The following is an 18,574-nucleotide window of genomic DNA, read 5'->3' as shown; positions in this document are numbered from 1 at the left end:
TAATTAGTCAAAACTCGGTACGTAATCTTTTGCTTTTGGTAGCGTTTCGATGATTTTTTGTGAGTACATGAACTCGGCGTAATCGTCATAGCGTTTTAGGTCGACTGCCGATGGGCGAAGCGCGAAACGAGTTAACGTGTCGTTCCAAGCGCGTTGGTTGAGCTCGTTGTTTAGCGTGTCTGGTGAGTAAGCGACAAACTCTTTCCAGGACTTTTTCGGATGGTTGACGATGTAAGTAGTCGCTTGCTCCAGCGCTTTGTTGAACGCTTTGATAGCGGCTTTGTCGTAGGTTTTTGCATTCGCCACAAACACCAGTTCGTCATACGCTGGTACGCCGTGTTCTTCTGGGAAGAAGGCTTTGGCTTTGTAGCCTTCTAGGGCAAGTTGGTTGGTTTCGAAGTTACGTAGGCCGCCCCAAATCGCATCCACCTTGCCAGAAGCAAGAGAGGAAGACAGCGCCCAACCTACGTTGATGATTTGTACGTCAGAAAACTTCACGTTCTCTTGCGCAAGCATAGTGCCGATTGTCGCTTCTTCGTTACCGGCGATCGCAATACCAATTTTCTTGCCTTTCAAGTCGCCAAGGTTTTCATTCTTACCGTTGTCCAACACCATCAACGTGTTGAGGGGAGTTGCAATTAAGGTCGCAGAGCGAATTAATGGCAAGCCAGCCGCTACGTCGATGGTCAGGCTAGGTTGGTATGAAATCGCCATATCGACTTTGCCAGCTGCAACTAGTTTAGGTGGTGTGCTTGGGTCGGCGGGTTCTTGGATATCTACCTTCAAACCTTGCTGTTTAAAGTAGCCTCGTTCTTGTGCAATCACTATAGGGCCATGGTTCGGGTTAACGAACCAATCCAGCATTAAAGTAAGCTCTTTTTCGGCAGCAAGTACGTTAGTTGAAACAATTGATGCGAGCAGAGCAACAGCGCTCATGAGTTTGTTTTTATTCACGGGGTTCTTCCTTTTTCTTTCCCTATTTGTTTTCCCAGGGAATGGCTTTTTTCAGTAATTTGTCAGTGGTGAAATAGAGTGTGATAGACAGTGCGGCGAGAATAAACAGCGCCGCGAACATCTCATCGATGATCATGCGAGCGTTGGCTTGCAGCATCAGATAGCCTAGGCCCTCACTTGAACCAACCCATTCACCTACCACGGCACCAATCGGCGCAATAACGACGGCAACACGAATACCAGACGCTAACGTTGGTAGGGCGGCAGGGAGTTGAATATGGCGCAGTAATTGCCATTTCGATGCGCCCATGGTTTTGGCAAGATCGAGGTAACCAGTTGGTGTATTGCGTAAACCGTCGTAGCAGCATGTCGTGACGGGGAAAAAGATGATGATCGCCGCCATTACTACTTTCGATGCAATGCCGTAACCCAGCCAAAGCATGAGCACTGGCGCGATAGCAAATACTGGAATTGCTTGGCTAGCGATAAGAATCGGCAATAGCCAGCGTTTGAGCGGCTCGAACATCAGCATTTGCAAAGCGAATAGCAAACCCATCGATAAGCCGAGTGCGAGGCCAAGTAGGATCTCTTGCGCGGTAACCCAAGTGTGTTTGAGTAGCACGTCGTATCGAGTGACTAATCTATCCAATACTTCAATCGGCGAAGGCAAGATGAAGCTTGGCATGTCAAACACCACTACAATGAGTTGCCACAAACCTAAGATCACGGCTGCGCTGATTAGCAGACGCAATGCCGGATGAGTCACGCGTTCCTTTTTACTGATACGCGCCGAAACGGAGTTGTACTGAGTCATATCACTCATAGTCTTTCTCCAATTGATTCAAAATCGCTTGTTGTAGAGTTGCGCATTCTCCATCGAGAGATCTTGGTGGCTTGGCGTCCGGAACAACCAAGTGCTGCGCTTGAGCAGGCGTGCCTTGTAACACATAGAGTTGGTGTGCCAATCGCACCGCTTCTTGTGGGTCGTGGGTAATCAGAACAACCGTCTTATCTTTCAATAATTCGGCAGACAAGGTTTGCAACTTATGGCGAGTAACCGCGTCCAGCGCAGAGAAGGGCTCATCCATCAGAACCAGAGGCTTGTCTTGCATCAGAGTACGAGCAAGGGCAACACGCTGTCTCATACCGCCAGAGAGCTGAGCTGGCTTAGCATCCGCGTAATCGGCGAGTCCCACTTGGCTGAGTAAAGTCAGTGCACGTTGTCTATTTTGCTCTGGTGCTTGCTCTTGAGAAAATCGAGAACTGAGGCAGACGTTGTCTAACACATTCAACCACGGTAGCAATAAATCCTGTTGAGCCATGTAAGCGATACGGTCATGCAGTGCAGCGCCATCGGTTGTGATGAGTTCGCCATGCCAGTCAACTTGGTCATCCAGTAGGCCAGCTAAGTAACGCAATATTGTGGTTTTCCCGCAGCCACTTCGTCCGAGTAATACCGTCCATTTACCGACGGGAATGGTCATGTTCACTCCCGCTAAAGTCGGTGTTTGGCTATCTTTGTATTGCAGACTGGCATCGGAAAGCTGAATGCCAATCGCGTTAGCGAACATAGGTATGACCCGCAAAGAAGTGATTCACTGGTCCGTGACCTTTCCCCACTTCCAATTCATCCGCGTGTGCGATAGCTTGGCTGATGTACTGCTTACCAAGGTGCACCGCTTTGTGCAGGTTGTTGCCTTGACTAAGGTAAGACGCAATGGCGGAAGACAGTGTACAGCCCGTACCGTGGGTGTTTTTGGTCGGAAAACGCTTGGCGCTGATTAACTCCGCACTGTTTTGCATGATCAGCAGATCGTTGCTGTTTTCATTTTCTTCAAGATGACCGCCTTTGAGCAGAATAGCTTTGGCACCAAGTGCACGAAGGTCGGTAATCATATCGTTCATTTCAGATTCTGATTGAGGCACTGGCTTACCCGTCAATGCTGCACCTTCTGGCAGGTTAGGAGTGATGATGTCTGCCAGTGGAATTAGTTCTTCTTTCAATGTGCTGATTGCTGATTGCTCAAGTAGCAAATCGCCGCTGGTGGCGACCATGACGGGATCAATCACAAGATGTTTAGGTTGGTATTGCTTAATCTTGTTAGCAACGACTTTAATGATGTTCGAATCCGCCAGCATGCCGACTTTTACCGCCACAATATTGAGATCGGTAAACACTGCATCGAGTTGGCTTTCAACGTGATCAAGAGGAATAGGGAAAATCGCAGAAACGCCTTGCGTGTTTTGTGAGGTGATGGCGGTAATCACTGAGCAGGCAAAGCTGCCAGTTGCGGACATCGCTTTGATATCGGCTTGGATGCCTGCGCCGCCGCCGCTGTCGGAGCCTGCGATGGTTAAGACAACAGGGGTGGTTATAGGTGATTGTGCCTGGTGTAAAGATGGCTGTGATTGCTGCGTCATGGTCGCTCCTACTACAAGACGTATAGGAACTGACTTTGACCGTTGTGGATAGATCGATTGTTCGATCGTTATCGCTCGCCAAAGAGGAGCGGCGAAAGGCAAAGTGCGCATAGTTCCCTACGTCAGTGCTAACTGAATCAGGTTCAACGGGTCTCGAATCTCGATCTCAGCCAACGCTTATCGCGTGGCCCCCCGACTATTTCGCTCGGATGATAGCAGGACCCTTGTAGAAGGGATACGTTTTTTGAGAGTAATTATTATTGAGTATTCAATTATGCGAGGTGAGTGATAGAGTAAGCATCTAAATGGTTCGTCGTGTGGAATTTACTAGTGCAACGCTCTGGTGAAAGAGCTGAACCTGGAATATTTAATAAATAATCGTGGTCTCGTTAAGCAAGGATTAGCACAAAACAAGGTTAAAAAACTGTTAAAATTTAACGCGTTGCCAATTTAACTTTGTTGAACTTTTCGACAGTTAATTAGGAAGGCTAAGACTATCATCGAGCAAGGAGACTTCATGCTTAATTCTGCAACAGCGAAGTCAGTGATCGATCATGCTCTCTTTTTAGGGGCTGATTTCGCTGAACTATTCGTTGAACATCATCAAACTAACACCGTCCAGATCGCATCTGGTGAGGTGGACAAGGTCAATTCGGGGATTGATTTTGGTATCGGTATTCGCCTCTTCTTCGGTCACAAAGTGCTTTATGGATACACCAATAACACGGACGAAGCCGAGCTAAAACGCGTAACCTCATTGCTTGCGGCAAAAGACAAGCGTGAACAAATCGCGTCAGCAGGTTCTTTAAATTTGAACCGCTACCCAATCCAACACGGTTGCCGCATGCCGTTAAGTCAGGATGCCAACTTAGATTCAAAAATCGCGTTTCTATTGAAAGTTGACCAAGCTGCGCGTGCAGAAAGTGAGTACATCAGCCAGTTCATTGGTAGTGTGCTTCAGCGCGAGCAGCAAGTGTCTATCTTCAACTCAGAAGGTCTACACGTTGACGATACTCGTCACTACATCCGAGTTGCTGGTAATACCGTTGCTCAAAAAGGTAATGAGCAGTCTTCTGGTATGGAAGGTCCTGGCGCTCTTGCTGGTTGGGAGTTCAGCGAACAGCTTGATGCGAAAGAGCTGGGTCAAACTATCGCGCAGCAAGCGTTAGTGAAACTTGGCGCTGATGCTTGTCCATCAGGTGAAATGCCAGTGGTGATTGGTAACGGCTTTGGCGGCGTTATCTTCCATGAAGCGTGTGGCCACTTACTCGAAACCACTTCGGTTGCGAAGAAAGCGTCCGTATTCCACGACAAGATGGGCGAAATGGTTGCTCACACCGCAGTGAATGCAGTTGATGATGGCACCATGACCAACGAATGGGGCTCGATTCATGTTGATGACGAAGGCATGAAGACTCAGCGCACTCAATTGATCAAAGACGGTAAGCTAACCAGCTTTATGGTCGATAAAATGGGTGGTATGAAGACAGGTTATGAGCCTACGGGTTCTGGTCGTCGTCAGAACTACAAGTTCGCACCAACCTCGCGAATGCGTAACACCTTTATTGAAGAAGGCGAGCATTCACTTGATGACATGCTGGCAGGTATCGAACGTGGTATCTATGCGAAGAAGATGGGTGGTGGCTCGGTTCAACCGGGAACAGGTGAGTTTAACTTTGCTGTTCGTGAAGCTTATCTCATTGAAAATGGCAAAATTACCAAACCTCTGAAAACAGCAACGCTGATCAGCACGGGCCCTAAAGTGTTGAAAGAAATCAGCATGGTCGGTAAAGACATGGCGCTTGCGCCGGGCATGTGTGGTTCAGTAAGTGGTTCAGTACCAACAACAGTCGGTCAGCCAACACTGAAAGTAGATAATATTCTGGTAGGAGGCGGTAACTAATGAGCCAAGAAAAACAACTTCTTAATGCGGTTGATTACGTCCTATCAGAAGCAAAGCGTCAAGGCGCAGAAGCGGACGTCATTGTAAACCGCAACAGCAGCTTTTCTCTGAAAGCGAACCAAGGAAAGCTGGATGAGTACAAAGTAAGCTCAAGCCAAGTTCTGGGTGTTCGTGTTGTGAAAGATGCTCGTGTCGCGACAAGTTATTCTGAATCACTAGAGCAACCAAGTTTAGATTTGATGCTCACAAACGCGCTGCAAAGTGCTCGCTTTTCCAAGCAAGATGAACATCAAACCATCAGCTGCGTAAACAGTAAAATCACCACTGATATTGCAGAAATTGCGCAAGACGATACCACATCGGTCGATGAGAAAATTGAACTGTCCCTTGCGCTTGAGCAAGGTGTTGTGGCTCTGCCTCACGCTTCAAGCTCACCATACAATGGTTACAGTGACGGTGAAACTCAGCTCATCATCGCGAATACTCAAGGTACGTTATGTCAACATTTCGAGCGATCGTTCACTTGTTACGCGTATACCTTGTTTGAAAAAGACGGCAAACAGTCGATGGCGGGAAGAATGTCGCTAGGTCGCCGTTTTGATGAGTTGGATCCAGCTTATTGTATAGAAGGCGGTTACAACCTTGCTCGCGATCTTCTTGAAGGCGCTCCGGTTGCGACAGGTAACTATCCGGCCATTTTCCACATCAATGCTTTAAGCAGCCTGTTTGGTGCATTCGGCAGTGCGTTTTCTGGTGTGAGTGCGATGAAAGGCATCTCGCCACTGGGTGACAAGCTTGGTCAAAGCGTTGCAAGTGAACTGATCACCTTTACCGATGCGGCTTACATGCCAAATGGTATGGCAATCGCGAGTTTTGATAGTGAAGGCTTCGCTACTCAAGATAATGTGATGATTGCTAATGGTGAGTTGAAAACCTTGCTACACAACAGCCAGACCGCAAGTTACTTGGGCGCAGTCTCGACAGCAAGTGCCGCTCGCGGTGCAAAATCGAGCTTAGACGTGTCAGCGAATCACAAAGTGATTGCGACAGGCAACAGCAATGCGTCAGAAGTCAATGCAGGTGAATACCTAGAATTAGTGGAACTGCAAGGGGTTCACTCTGGTGCAGATGTTGTCAGTGGTGATTTCTCATTTGGTGCGAGTGGTTTCTTGTGCCGTGATGGAGAGCGCGTTCAACCAGTTCGTGGGATCACGGTAGCGGGTAACTTCTACAAGATGCTGCAAGAAGTTGAGGCTGTAGGTGATACTCAGCTAATCAACGATAGCCGCACTTTCTTCTCGCCAGACGTTCGCTTTGCTCGTTTGAGCATTGGTGGTAAATAAGCGTTGCATAGAAAGTCAGAAACAAAAAAAGAGGACTCAATCGAGTCCTCTTTCATCATCTAGCAACGTGTACGCGAATAACTAGAATTCGCGGATATCCAGTTCGTTGTGGATCAGTACTACACACTGAGAAGCAAACAGCATCTTAGGCCCAAGGCTGATTTTCTCAGTACCTAGGCGCTTCAAGCTGTTGAACGACTTCTTTGGCATCGGAATGTGATCGGTTAGTAAGAAACATGGATTTTCACCAATTTCTGCGTCACGAACAAATTCGCCTTTCTTGTCCAACATATAAAGTTGGTGGTCTTCCGCCAGTTCTTGCACCAAGCGTTCAAAGCTCACTGTACGAACCGTAATACCGGGTTCAACTTCACGAAGCTGCTCTTTACCCATACCAACAGATGCGTCTAACGCACGGGCAACGGCAGCGATCAACGTTGACTCGTGAAAACCACCAATATTGGTAATGTCGTTTGAACGAATGGTAATCGTGCGCGAGTAATCCTTCGTGCTCTCTAATACCAAGTGGACAACCACATCTTCACGGTGAGATTGTGCCACGAACATGGTGTTCATCATGGTATGAGCAAGGATCTCGGTATGCGCCTCGTTACCAACACCTTCTAATAGTGCTTTGCTGGTGGTTGGCGCCGCGCGAGCTCGTAAAACAAAAGAGCGCATGAGTTTAGCCTCTATATAGGAAGAGTGAATGCGCGGAAGTATATACCCAAGCAGGGAAGGGATGCGAGTTTAATAGTAAATGTGAACTTACTTACAAAGCTTCGATTGTCGTGCGGAGTGTGCTAGTTAGAATAGGAGGCAACCCTGTTAGGAGCGGTATATGGAAATCAAAAAGATAAATAAAGACATTTATAAAAAGAAAGTAAACCTGGTGATTGGCGGTTTTGTTGCGTTGCTCGCTATCTCATCTCTTGCCTTTAGTACCTTGCTTATTGTTTTGTTTGGCAACACTGAAGTCGTACCTGAACAATCAACGGGAAACTTTCATTGGAATTTGATTGGTGTCGTTCTCGCAGTCGCAACTTCCCTCTCTTTATTGAATCAAATTAAAACTCGACCATACATGGAAGAGGTGCTGTACGTTTGGAAGCTCAAGCAACTGCACAACAAAATATTTCGTAAACTAAAAAGCATTAAAGCAGCCGCGAGCAATGACGATGTAAAAGCGCTCACTACGCTTAAGTTCTATTACACAACGCAACAACAAGTGTTTGAGTTAGACAACAACACATTGACGATGAATAGTGTAAATAAAGAATTAGAGGCAATTGAGCAAATCGAAGCGGCGCAATCACTGGATCTTGATATCACCAGCTTTAAAGAGAGCTGGGTAGACACATACTGATTGCCTATTTGCTACTTGAAGTTAACAACTGAGTGCTAAAAATAAGCGTTTGAGTGAGATTTAATCACTCGACGCTTTTTTTTAGTTTTTTTTCTAAAAAGGGGTTGCCAAGAAAAATCATCTCCCTATAATGCGCCTCCGTTGTCAGGGCAAAGCGGAAACGCAAAAGCAATTGGCAATAAGGCGAAAGAAAGCTTCTAAAAATTAATTTTAAAAAGTGTTTGACACTAAGAATTAATTCCTTAGAATACGCCTCCGCTTCGATAGCAAAGCTTACGAAGCAAGCTCTTTAACAATATAAACCTATCAATCTGTGTGGGCACTCGTTGATGATAATCCAATTAGAAGCTTCAGCTTCAAATTAGGTTTCAATGAAACGAAGTGACCATTGAATCTTCGGATTCAGCACAGTCAATTCAAACATTACTTTATGTAATGTTCAGTATTCATTGAGCCGAACAAAATCTTAAATTGAAGAGTTTGATCATGGCTCAGATTGAACGCTGGCGGCAGGCCTAACACATGCAAGTCGAGCGGAAACGAGTTATCTGAACCTTCGGGGAACGATAGCGGCGTCGAGCGGCGGACGGGTGAGTAATGCCTAGGAAATTGCCCTGATGTGGGGGATAACCATTGGAAACGATGGCTAATACCGCATGATGCCTACGGGCCAAAGAGGGGGACCTTCGGGCCTCTCGCGTCAGGATATGCCTAGGTGGGATTAGCTAGTTGGTGAGGTAAGGGCTCACCAAGGCGACGATCCCTAGCTGGTCTGAGAGGATGATCAGCCACACTGGAACTGAGACACGGTCCAGACTCCTACGGGAGGCAGCAGTGGGGAATATTGCACAATGGGCGCAAGCCTGATGCAGCCATGCCGCGTGTATGAAGAAGGCCTTCGGGTTGTAAAGTACTTTCAGTCGTGAGGAAGGCGGCGTCGTTAATAGCGGCGTTGTTTGACGTTAGCGACAGAAGAAGCACCGGCTAACTCCGTGCCAGCAGCCGCGGTAATACGGAGGGTGCGAGCGTTAATCGGAATTACTGGGCGTAAAGCGCATGCAGGTGGTTTGTTAAGTCAGATGTGAAAGCCCGGGGCTCAACCTCGGAATAGCATTTGAAACTGGCAGACTAGAGTACTGTAGAGGGGGGTAGAATTTCAGGTGTAGCGGTGAAATGCGTAGAGATCTGAAGGAATACCGGTGGCGAAGGCGGCCCCCTGGACAGATACTGACACTCAGATGCGAAAGCGTGGGGAGCAAACAGGATTAGATACCCTGGTAGTCCACGCCGTAAACGATGTCTACTTGGAGGTTGTGGCCTTGAGCCGTGGCTTTCGGAGCTAACGCGTTAAGTAGACCGCCTGGGGAGTACGGTCGCAAGATTAAAACTCAAATGAATTGACGGGGGCCCGCACAAGCGGTGGAGCATGTGGTTTAATTCGATGCAACGCGAAGAACCTTACCTACTCTTGACATCCAGAGAACTTTCCAGAGATGGATTGGTGCCTTCGGGAACTCTGAGACAGGTGCTGCATGGCTGTCGTCAGCTCGTGTTGTGAAATGTTGGGTTAAGTCCCGCAACGAGCGCAACCCTTATCCTTGTTTGCCAGCGAGTAATGTCGGGAACTCCAGGGAGACTGCCGGTGATAAACCGGAGGAAGGTGGGGACGACGTCAAGTCATCATGGCCCTTACGAGTAGGGCTACACACGTGCTACAATGGCGCATACAGAGGGCGGCCAACTTGCGAGAGTGAGCGAATCCCAAAAAGTGCGTCGTAGTCCGGATTGGAGTCTGCAACTCGACTCCATGAAGTCGGAATCGCTAGTAATCGTGGATCAGAATGCCACGGTGAATACGTTCCCGGGCCTTGTACACACCGCCCGTCACACCATGGGAGTGGGCTGCAAAAGAAGTAGGTAGTTTAACCTTCGGGGGGACGCTTACCACTTTGTGGTTCATGACTGGGGTGAAGTCGTAACAAGGTAGCGCTAGGGGAACCTGGCGCTGGATCACCTCCTTATACGATGATTATTGCGATGAGTGTTCACACAGATTGATACGGTTTATGAAGTTTAAGAGATAGAACATCCCCCAAGATGTTCACTTAGTGTCCCGTTCGTCTAGAGGCCTAGGACACCGCCCTTTCACGGCGGTAACAGGGGTTCGACTCCCCTACGGGATACCATTGGGTCGTTAGCTCAGTTGGTAGAGCAGTTGACTTTTAATCAATTGGTCGCAGGTTCGAATCCTGCACGACCCACCATTTCCTTCCACGGAAATCAAAACAATGTGGGCGATTAGCTCAGTTGGGAGAGCACCTGCCTTACAAGCAGGGGGTCACTGGTTCGAGCCCGGTATCGCCCACCATTCTCTAAGTATTTTTGGAATAAAACGTCCAAACCAGAACAAGCAATTGATACTGGTTGGTATTTTTGACTCTGAAAGTCTTTAGAAAATGTAACTTCCTTGTGAAGCAACATAGCTCTTTAACAATTTGGAAAGCTGACAAAACAACAATTTATTGTTGTTTGTAAAGTTCTCAATGTTTGTCTTTATGACAAACACCAATACAACACATTCAAGTGTTCTTGGCTTTTGTCTTACTTTTTCAAAGTAAGGGAGAAGAAAATTGAGTCCGGCAAAATCGAGTCTGCATCATGTTTAAATAATGGCAGACAACTTTGGTTGTTTAACAACATCCTCAAGAATCGCTTCGCGAAACTCTTTGGGGTTGTATGGTTAAGTGACTAAGCGTACACGGTGGATGCCTTGGCAGTCAGAGGCGATGAAGGACGTATTAACTTGCGATAAGCCCAGATTAGGCAGTAAAAGCCACTTGAGTCTGGGATTTCCGAATGGGGAAACCCACTTACATAAGTAAGTATCCTTACCTGAATACATAGGGTAAGGAGGCGAACCGGGGGAACTGAAACATCTAAGTACCCCGAGGAAAAGAAATCAACCGAGATTCCGAAAGTAGCGGCGAGCGAAATTGGACTAGCCCTTAAGCTTTATAGGCGTCAGGTGAACAAGCTGGAAAGCTTGGCGATACAGGGTGATAGCCCCGTAACTGACGACGCATATTCAGTGAAATCGAGTAGGGCGGGACACGTGATATCCTGTCTGAATATGGGGGGACCATCCTCCAAGGCTAAATACTACTGACTGACCGATAGTGAACCAGTACCGTGAGGGAAAGGCGAAAAGAACCCCTGTGAGGGGAGTGAAATAGAACCTGAAACCGTGTACGTACAAGCAGTAGGAGCAGGCTTTGTCCTGTGACTGCGTACCTTTTGTATAATGGGTCAGCGACTTATATTCAGTGGCAAGGTTAACCATCTAGGGGAGCCGTAGGGAAACCGAGTCTTAACTGGGCGTTCAGTCTCTGGATATAGACCCGAAACCAGGTGATCTAGCCATGGGCAGGTTGAAGGTTGAGTAACATCAACTGGAGGACCGAACCGACTAATGTTGAAAAATTAGCGGATGACTTGTGGCTAGGGGTGAAAGGCCAATCAAACCTGGAGATAGCTGGTTCTCCCCGAAAGCTATTTAGGTAGCGCCTCGGACGAATACTACTGGGGTAGAGCACTGTTAAGGCTAGGGGGTCATCCCGACTTACCAACCCTTTGCAAACTCCGAATACCAGTAAGTACTATCCGGGAGACACACGGCGGGTGCTAACGTCCGTCGTGGAGAGGGAAACAACCCAGACCGCCAGCTAAGGTCCCAAATTACTACTAAGTGGGAAACGATGTGGGAAGGCTCAGACAGCCAGGATGTTGGCTTAGAAGCAGCCATCATTTAAAGAAAGCGTAATAGCTCACTGGTCGAGTCGGCCTGCGCGGAAGATGTAACGGGGCTAAGTAGTAAACCGAAGCTGCGGCAATACTCTTTGAGTATTGGGTAGGGGAGCGTTCTGTAAGCGGTTGAAGGTGTGTGGTAACGCATGCTGGACGTATCAGAAGTGCGAATGCTGACATGAGTAACGATAAAGGGGGTGAAAAACCTCCTCGCCGGAAGACCAAGGGTTCCTGTCCAACGTTAATCGGGGCAGGGTAAGTCGACCCCTAAGGCGAGGCCGAAAGGCGTAGTCGATGGGAAACGGGTTAATATTCCCGTACTTCTTACAATTGCGATGGGGGGACGGAGAAGGCTAGGTGGGCCTGGCGACGGTTGTCCAGGTTCAAGTGCGTAGGCTTGAGAGTTAGGTAAATCCGGCTCTCTTTAAGGCTGAGACACGACGTCGAGCATCTACGGATGTGAAGTCATTGATGCCATGCTTCCAGGAAAAGCCTCTAAGCTTCAGATTGTAAGGAATCGTACCCCAAACCGACACAGGTGGTCGGGTAGAGAATACCAAGGCGCTTGAGAGAACTCGGGTGAAGGAACTAGGCAAAATGGTACCGTAACTTCGGGAGAAGGTACGCTCTCGACGGTGAAGTCCCTCGCGGATGGAGCTATTGAGAGTCGCAGATACCAGGTGGCTGCAACTGTTTATTAAAAACACAGCACTGTGCAAAATCGCAAGATGACGTATACGGTGTGACGCCTGCCCGGTGCCGGAAGGTTAATTGATGGGGTTAGACTTCGGTCGAAGCTCTTGATCGAAGCCCCGGTAAACGGCGGCCGTAACTATAACGGTCCTAAGGTAGCGAAATTCCTTGTCGGGTAAGTTCCGACCTGCACGAATGGCGTAATGATGGCCACGCTGTCTCCACCCGAGACTCAGTGAAATTGAAATCGCTGTGAAGATGCAGTGTACCCGCGGCTAGACGGAAAGACCCCGTGAACCTTTACTACAGCTTGGCACTGAACATTGACCCTACATGTGTAGGATAGGTGGGAGGCTTTGAAGCGCAGTCGCTAGATTGCGTGGAGCCGTCCTTGAAATACCACCCTTGTAGTGTTGATGTTCTAACGTCGACCCCTTATCGGGGTTGCGGACAGTGCCTGGTGGGTAGTTTGACTGGGGCGGTCTCCTCCCAAAGCGTAACGGAGGAGCACGAAGGTGGGCTAATCACGGTTGGACATCGTGAGGTTAGTGCAATGGCATAAGCCCGCTTGACTGCGAGAATGACAATTCGAGCAGGTGCGAAAGCAGGTCATAGTGATCCGGTGGTTCTGAATGGAAGGGCCATCGCTCAACGGATAAAAGGTACTCCGGGGATAACAGGCTGATACCGCCCAAGAGTTCATATCGACGGCGGTGTTTGGCACCTCGATGTCGGCTCATCACATCCTGGGGCTGAAGTCGGTCCCAAGGGTATGGCTGTTCGCCATTTAAAGTGGTACGCGAGCTGGGTTTAGAACGTCGTGAGACAGTTCGGTCCCTATCTGCCGTGGGCGTTGGAGAATTGAAAGGGGCTGCTCCTAGTACGAGAGGACCGGAGTGGACGAACCTCTGGTGTTCGGGTTGTGTCGCCAGACGCATTGCCCGGTAGCTAAGTTCGGGATCGATAACCGCTGAAAGCATCTAAGCGGGAAGCGAGCCTTGAGATGAGTTCTCCCTGATACTTTAAGTATCCTAAAGGGTTGTCGTAGACTACGACGTTGATAGGCAGGGTGTGTAAGCGTTGTGAGGCGTTGAGCTAACCTGTACTAATTGCCCGTGAGGCTTAACCATACAACACCCAAGGGGTTTTGATGGACTCAATGAAAGAACATTGAATGTGTAAGAACGAGAATTAAGAAACAGCTTTCCGAATTAAAGAATTTGCTTGGCGACCATAGCGTTTTGGACCCACCTGACTTCCATGCCGAACTCAGAAGTGAAACGAAATAGCGCCGATGGTAGTGTGGGGCTTCCCCATGTGAGAGTAGGACATCGCCAGGCTTTAAATATCGCTTTCAAGTTTTCTTTTTAATTAAGATAACTGAAGGCAAAACTAAAAATTAGCATCGATAGTATAAGACTAAGTTTTAGTGACAATTTGTGGAGAGATGGCTGAGTGGTTGAAAGCACCGGTCTTGAAAACCGGCATACGTTAATAGCGTATCTAGGGTTCAAATCCCTATCTCTCCGCCACCTTTAAAAAACCGCTGTTCTTACAGCGGTTTTTTTGTATCTGCTGTTTTTTAACAGTTGTTATCGAAAACTTCTAATTGGCTTTTCTCCGGCCCTTTCTCTAAGTTCTTTAGCGTACTCATTTTGGGTGTAGTTTACGCAGTAATATCTTCAATCGAAGACATTTCCATAGGTCATTTGGGCTTTAAGTAGAGCTTTGTTAAGTCTCAACGTGGGATGCTTAAAAGCATTTTGATAGAGTTTCAGTCTAAATACTGCTGATGTACTTGGAGAAAAAATGAAGCTACTTTACTGGTTAGATGAATGGCAAGCGTTTACTCAAAAAGAGCAAAATGCTGCTTTACCAATTTCTGGCTACGATTTACTTGATGATGTTTTTGTGAAGTATGAATTCGTCGATCTTAACAAGCCATTGTTGTTCACATTTTCTCCTTCCGGTACTGATGCTCAGGTACAAGACTTAACTCCGGATTTTTCTCCTTGGGGCTACGACCTCGGAATACAACAACAAGTAAATATTATTGCCTTTCAACATTTAGGTAAAAGCAATTGGTTCCGTAGCCGGAATTTGATTTTCTTTCTGGAGCAGTTGTCTGAGTTACTTAAGCCCTTCAAATGTCGTTTGGGTTATGGGCAGAGCCGAGGTGGTTTTGCTATTGGCGCATTCGCTGACTTACTGAAGTTGGAGCATCTTTTGTTGTTTTATCCTGTTAGCACAAAAAATAAAGCGTTAGTGCCATGGGATGATCGGCCCAGCACTGAGCTTGCTCAACAGTTCGATTGGGAAAGCGGCTACCATGATCGAGATTTGGGCAATGCCAAAGGTTACATTATTTATGACCCCACCAATCGTATTGATCGTCTTCATGCTGAACGTTATCCAGAGCTTACTCATTTAAAAGTCGTCGGTATGGGGCACGGCACTCAATCCACACAATTAGATAAATTAGAATTTTTTAATCTGGTGGCGAAGGAGTTTGTTCGTCATCAAACCATAGATATTGACCAATTTAATAAGCAAATTCACGCTTTGTTTTAAAAGAGGACTGATATCAGAGTCCCCTATAACCAGGGGGAGATGATCACACACTAAAAACTAGATTTTTAACACAATTGCTAGGCGCAATTTAGATGGAGGATTAATGAAGTTACTGTACTGGTTGGATGAATGGCTGGCTCTTTCTCGTGAAGAACAGCAAACCAGGCTACCGATGTCCGGGGAGGACTTACTTGATGATGTGTTTGTTAAGTATGAGTTTGTCGACCGCAATAAACCGCTGTTGTTCACCTTTTCCCCTGCTGGTACGAATCTACAAGTACAGGACTTACACTCAGACTTTACGCCTTGGGGCTATCGATTAGCCCAGAAACAAAAAGTAAATATTATTTCTTTTCAGCACCTTGGGAAAAGTAACTGGTTTCGCAGCCGTAATTTGATTTTCTTTCTAGAGCAGTTATCGACATTACTTGAGCCTTTTGAATGTCGTTTAGGTTACGGGCTTAGCCGCGGTGGTTTTGCTATTGGCGCCTTTTCCAATCTATTAAAGTTGGATCAAGTATTGATGTTTCACCCGGTCAGCACAAAAAACAAAGTGCTGGTGCCATGGGATGATAGGCCAAGTACTGAACTTGCCCAACAATTTGATTGGGAAGGAAAGTATCACGACCTCGACCTTGGCGATGCAAAAGGCTACATCATTTATGATCCAACCAATGAAATCGACCGCCTTCACGCTAAACGCTACCCAGAGCTCACTCACTTGAGAGTCTTCGGTATGGGACATGGTACCCACGCGACGTATTTGAATAAATTCGGTTTTTATAAGCAAGTGGCTGTAGACTTTATACGTTATCAGAAGATAGATATAGCGCAGTTTCGTCATCAGACCAAAACGCTGCGATTAAAAGAAGATTACTATCAGTGCCTTAACAAGGCGAATGCGAGTTCACAGCATCGTTTGAACTTACTGAGTACCGCTCATAATGTGTTAATTGAAGAAAAGAAAGAACATGTGAAGGAGCATCAAGCGCAAATCGATATTCAGCCACTTGTTGATATTGCGATGAAGCATGAGCATGACAATCCGCAAGATGCAGTACAACTTTTGGAAGTGGCTCAGCAGTTAGTTCCGAATGACCCCGTTGTGGAGCACAAGTTGCAGCAACTGTCGTAGCGTTGAGATGTAATGCAGACGGTATTGGTTGAAAATAGGTCCGTGGCTTTTGTCGCTGGCCTTTTTAGGAGCTTATGGGTTGATATTTCGATGACATTTAATGAAGCAGTACAAAATAAAAAGCCCAAGCAAATGCTTAGGCTCAACGAGTATTAATATGAGTTTAAAACTCTTTTGGCGCAAAGCCTGTCATGACATCGAGGCGAAGCTCTTTACCAACTTTTGTTAGTGGGTGAACGATTACTAAGCCGCGTACGCGTTTTTTCAGTTTGCCGATGTCCGCTTGTTCTGCTTTGGTGATTTCACGAGAGAATGGCATATCAAGTAAGCTTTTACGTTCTTTGTTCAGCTCATAGTTTTGCTTATGCTTTAACTGGTTAAGCTTTTTGGTTAGCTGTTCTACTTCATCCGTGAACTTTGTAATCATTTCGTGATCACCACGAGAACGTGCCGCATCAAGTTTACGTTGGCATGTATCTAAACGGTTGTGCAGCTTTTGAATATCAGTTTTTATGCTCATGGTAATTTGGCTCAAATTTTAAATAGTCGAGAAGTATAGCATAGCTGAGATCACACGCTCTACTATACTTCTCGATTGTCTGGCTTTAGTTAATCAGTTCATTGCCCGATACGTTACCAGAGAAAAAGGCTTCGACGTTATCGAGCGTAACTGAGGCAATATTATTAAGTGCTTCGTGAGTCAAGAATGCTTGGTGGCCAGTAAACAGCACGTTATGACAAGCCGATAAGCGACGGAAAACATCGTCTACGATGACATCGTTAGATTTATCTTGGAAGAACAAGTCTTTTTCATTGTCATACACGTCTAGACCAAGCGCGCCAATCTTACCTTGTTTCAAGGCTTCTATCGCCGCTAGTGAATCCAGCAACTCGCCTCGACTGGTGTTAATGATCATCACACCATCTTTCATTTGCGCGAAGGCTTTTTCGTTCAATAGGTGATAGTTTTCTTCACTCATTGGACAATGGAGAGAGATAATATCCGCATTAGCGTAGATTTCTTCAAGCGAACAGTAACGCGCTCCCATTTCTAGTGCTAATGGATTTTCGTAAGGGTCATAGCAAAGCAGCTCCATGCCAAGCCCTTTGAAGATACGCATCGTCGCGATACCAATCTTACCTGTACCAATGACACCAACGGTTTTCCCGTAAAAGTTAAAGCCAACTAGGCCCTCTAGCGAGAAGTTGGCGTCACGTGTACGTTGGTAGGCTTTGTGAAGGCGACGATTTAGGCACATCATCAAACCGACTGTGTGTTCAGCCACCGCTTCTGGTGAGTAAGCAGGAACTCGAACCACTTGTAAGCCAAGTTCTTTAGCGGCTTGTAGATCAACTTTATCAAAACCCGCGCAGCGCATGGCAATAAGCTTAGTTCCGCCTAGAGAAAGCTGTTTAAGAACGGGAGCTGAAAGGTCATCATTGACGAAAGCACACACGACATCGCAACCATGTGCCATTTTGGCGGTTTTTTCGGTTAGCCGGAAGTCGTGATAGTGGAATTCAAAATTTCGGTTATTTTTAATTTTATTAAAAGAGGCCTCGTCGTAGGATTTTGCACTAAAAAAAGCAATATTAATCATGGTTCCCTCTCAAAAAGTGCGGACTTTATAAATAAATATACTTATAAAGTAATGCAACTTAGGCGGAATGAATAGAGAAATCTTCTCTTTAACTTTTGCCATATCAAACAACGATAACGATCACGCCTTTCAATGAGTATTATCTTACGATTCTGCACTTGTGCGTTCATCCCTTTAGCTCCTGGGGTAATACAGGTTCTACCCTAGATACTGTTTGCTTTACGGGCGCTAACTGACTAGCATAATCGCTCTTTTCTTGTTCACTTTAGTTAGGTTAGGCGTTCCGGCAATGTCAGTGAAATGGTGCTCTATGTTCTTGTGTTGTGTGTTGGCTTCTGGCGTCCATGCAGCTGTAGATTTTGTTAAAGTCGACAAGTCAAAGCGTCGAATGTATTTAATGGAACAAGGCACAATACTAAAAGAATACCGCATTGCTTTAGGAGCGAACCCTAAAGAGCATAAACAAGAAGAGGGAGACAATCGTACACCTGAGGGCGAATACACCTTAGATTACGTCATAGAAGACTCGGCTTTTTATCGTTCTGTGCATATTAGCTATCCTGATGCGATTGATACGTTGGAAGCGAAGCGCCGAGGTGTGTCCCCAGGAGGGAACATCAAAATTCATGGTTTAAAAAACGGTGAGAGTCAGTTGCCGATTTATATCCAAAGCTTTGATTGGACCAATGGGTGTATTGCGATTACCAATGAAGAGATGGATGAATTTATCCAGCTTGTAGAGATGGGGACACCAATTCAGATTGAGTGGTAACGAAATGGTGC

The 18,574-nt window shown here is 46.6% G+C and carries 13 protein-coding genes, 4 tRNA genes, 3 rRNA genes and 1 riboswitch; of the genes, 13 read left to right on the top strand and 7 right to left on the bottom strand.

Features of this window, described 5'->3' with window-relative positions:
• Positions 1 to 3: 3 nt before the first annotated feature.
• The 4 genes from ACHFJ9_RS04575 to thiD are packed head-to-tail and all read right to left on the bottom strand — an operon-like array spanning position 4 to position 3,375.
• The gene (locus ACHFJ9_RS04575) at positions 4 to 954 is read right to left on the bottom strand and encodes an ABC transporter substrate-binding protein (protein ID WP_104216491.1); all 951 of its coding nucleotides are present in this window, start codon (positions 952 to 954) and stop codon (positions 4 to 6) included.
• 22 nt (positions 955 to 976) lie between these two features.
• The gene (locus ACHFJ9_RS04570; protein ID WP_074190220.1) at positions 977 to 1,777 is read right to left on the bottom strand and encodes an ABC transporter permease; all 801 of its coding nucleotides are present in this window, start codon (positions 1,775 to 1,777) and stop codon (positions 977 to 979) included.
• Positions 1,770 to 2,525, bottom strand: a complete 756-nt coding sequence (locus tag ACHFJ9_RS04565) for an ABC transporter ATP-binding protein (protein WP_074190219.1) — start codon at positions 2,523 to 2,525, stop codon at positions 1,770 to 1,772. The genes ACHFJ9_RS04570 and ACHFJ9_RS04565 overlap by 8 nt, the downstream gene beginning before the upstream one ends.
• Complete coding sequence (thiD, locus tag ACHFJ9_RS04560) at positions 2,515 to 3,375, bottom strand: bifunctional hydroxymethylpyrimidine kinase/phosphomethylpyrimidine kinase (RefSeq protein WP_258622229.1); 861 nt, start codon at positions 3,373 to 3,375, stop codon at positions 2,515 to 2,517. Before thiD ends, ACHFJ9_RS04565 begins: the two co-directional genes overlap by 11 nt.
• A gap of 97 nt (positions 3,376 to 3,472) precedes the next feature.
• Positions 3,473 to 3,580, bottom strand: a riboswitch (TPP riboswitch).
• Positions 3,581 to 3,892: 312 nt separating this feature from the next.
• On the opposite strand from thiD, the gene ACHFJ9_RS04555 reads away from it, so the two are divergent.
• Together ACHFJ9_RS04555 and ACHFJ9_RS04550 are read left to right on the top strand one after the other, a co-directional pair.
• Positions 3,893 to 5,278 carry a TldD/PmbA family protein gene (locus tag ACHFJ9_RS04555; protein ID WP_395353969.1) on the top strand — a complete coding sequence of 462 codons (1,386 nt, stop codon included), beginning with the start codon at positions 3,893 to 3,895 and terminating at the stop codon, positions 5,276 to 5,278.
• A complete protein-coding gene (locus ACHFJ9_RS04550) occupies positions 5,278 to 6,621 on the top strand; it encodes a TldD/PmbA family protein (RefSeq protein ID WP_395353967.1) in 1,344 nt (447 codons plus the stop codon). The genes ACHFJ9_RS04555 and ACHFJ9_RS04550 overlap by 1 nt, the downstream gene beginning before the upstream one ends.
• Before the next feature lie 81 nt (positions 6,622 to 6,702).
• Here the strand turns inward: ACHFJ9_RS04550 and trmY are convergent, their stop codons facing one another.
• Complete coding sequence (trmY, locus tag ACHFJ9_RS04545; RefSeq protein WP_005459965.1) at positions 6,703 to 7,302, bottom strand: tRNA (pseudouridine(54)-N(1))-methyltransferase TrmY; 600 nt, start codon at positions 7,300 to 7,302, stop codon at positions 6,703 to 6,705.
• 160 nt (positions 7,303 to 7,462) lie between these two features.
• On the opposite strand from trmY, the gene ACHFJ9_RS04540 reads away from it, so the two are divergent.
• The 10 genes from ACHFJ9_RS04540 (at position 7,463) to ACHFJ9_RS04495 (ending at position 16,190) form a co-directional block, all read left to right on the top strand.
• Positions 7,463 to 7,987: a DUF3087 domain-containing protein gene (locus tag ACHFJ9_RS04540; RefSeq protein ID WP_053809661.1), complete on the top strand. Its 525-nt coding sequence runs from the start codon at positions 7,463 to 7,465 to the stop codon at positions 7,985 to 7,987.
• 468 nt (positions 7,988 to 8,455) lie between these two features.
• Positions 8,456 to 10,008 (top strand): 16S ribosomal RNA (locus tag ACHFJ9_RS04535).
• Between the two features lie 89 nt (positions 10,009 to 10,097).
• Positions 10,098 to 10,173: transfer RNA gene (locus tag ACHFJ9_RS04530), tRNA-Glu, on the top strand.
• 2 nt (positions 10,174 to 10,175) lie between these two features.
• A tRNA-Lys gene (locus ACHFJ9_RS04525) sits at positions 10,176 to 10,251 on the top strand.
• A gap of 28 nt (positions 10,252 to 10,279) precedes the next feature.
• Positions 10,280 to 10,355, top strand: a tRNA-Val gene (locus tag ACHFJ9_RS04520).
• 370 nt (positions 10,356 to 10,725) lie between these two features.
• Positions 10,726 to 13,614 (top strand): 23S ribosomal RNA (locus tag ACHFJ9_RS04515).
• Positions 13,615 to 13,707: 93 nt separating this feature from the next.
• A 5S ribosomal RNA gene (rrf, locus tag ACHFJ9_RS04510) occupies positions 13,708 to 13,824 on the top strand.
• The 16S, 23S and 5S rRNA genes sit together here with 4 tRNA genes alongside, the layout of an rRNA operon.
• A gap of 101 nt (positions 13,825 to 13,925) precedes the next feature.
• Positions 13,926 to 14,016: transfer RNA gene (locus ACHFJ9_RS04505), tRNA-Ser, on the top strand.
• A gap of 277 nt (positions 14,017 to 14,293) precedes the next feature.
• Positions 14,294 to 15,055 (top strand): cytosolic protein, encoded by a 762-nt coding sequence (locus ACHFJ9_RS04500; RefSeq protein WP_182034887.1) that lies wholly within the window; start codon positions 14,294 to 14,296, stop codon positions 15,053 to 15,055.
• Between the two features lie 103 nt (positions 15,056 to 15,158).
• Positions 15,159 to 16,190: a cytosolic protein gene (locus ACHFJ9_RS04495; protein ID WP_395353964.1), complete on the top strand. Its 1,032-nt coding sequence runs from the start codon at positions 15,159 to 15,161 to the stop codon at positions 16,188 to 16,190.
• Positions 16,191 to 16,353: 163 nt separating this feature from the next.
• Here ACHFJ9_RS04495 and ACHFJ9_RS04490 read toward each other — a convergent pair whose 3' ends face one another.
• Both ACHFJ9_RS04490 and ACHFJ9_RS04485 read right to left on the bottom strand, forming a co-directional pair.
• Entirely contained in the window at positions 16,354 to 16,710 is a 357-nt protein-coding gene (locus ACHFJ9_RS04490) for a YibL family ribosome-associated protein (protein ID WP_005374274.1), read from the bottom strand.
• 85 nt (positions 16,711 to 16,795) lie between these two features.
• Positions 16,796 to 17,791: a 2-hydroxyacid dehydrogenase gene (locus ACHFJ9_RS04485; RefSeq protein ID WP_054866878.1), complete on the bottom strand. Its 996-nt coding sequence runs from the start codon at positions 17,789 to 17,791 to the stop codon at positions 16,796 to 16,798.
• Positions 17,792 to 18,080: 289 nt separating this feature from the next.
• On the opposite strand from ACHFJ9_RS04485, the gene ACHFJ9_RS04480 reads away from it, so the two are divergent.
• On the top strand, positions 18,081 to 18,563 hold the full coding sequence (locus tag ACHFJ9_RS04480; RefSeq protein WP_395353961.1) for a murein L,D-transpeptidase family protein: 483 nt from the start codon (positions 18,081 to 18,083) through the stop codon (positions 18,561 to 18,563).
• Positions 18,564 to 18,574: the final 11 nt, after the last annotated feature.

It is taken from the genome of Vibrio sp. D3 (assembly GCF_043995865.1).
Lineage (GTDB): Bacteria > Pseudomonadota > Gammaproteobacteria > Enterobacterales > Vibrionaceae > Vibrio > Vibrio diabolicus.
This window is presented reverse-complemented; position numbering and strand designations above follow the sequence as displayed.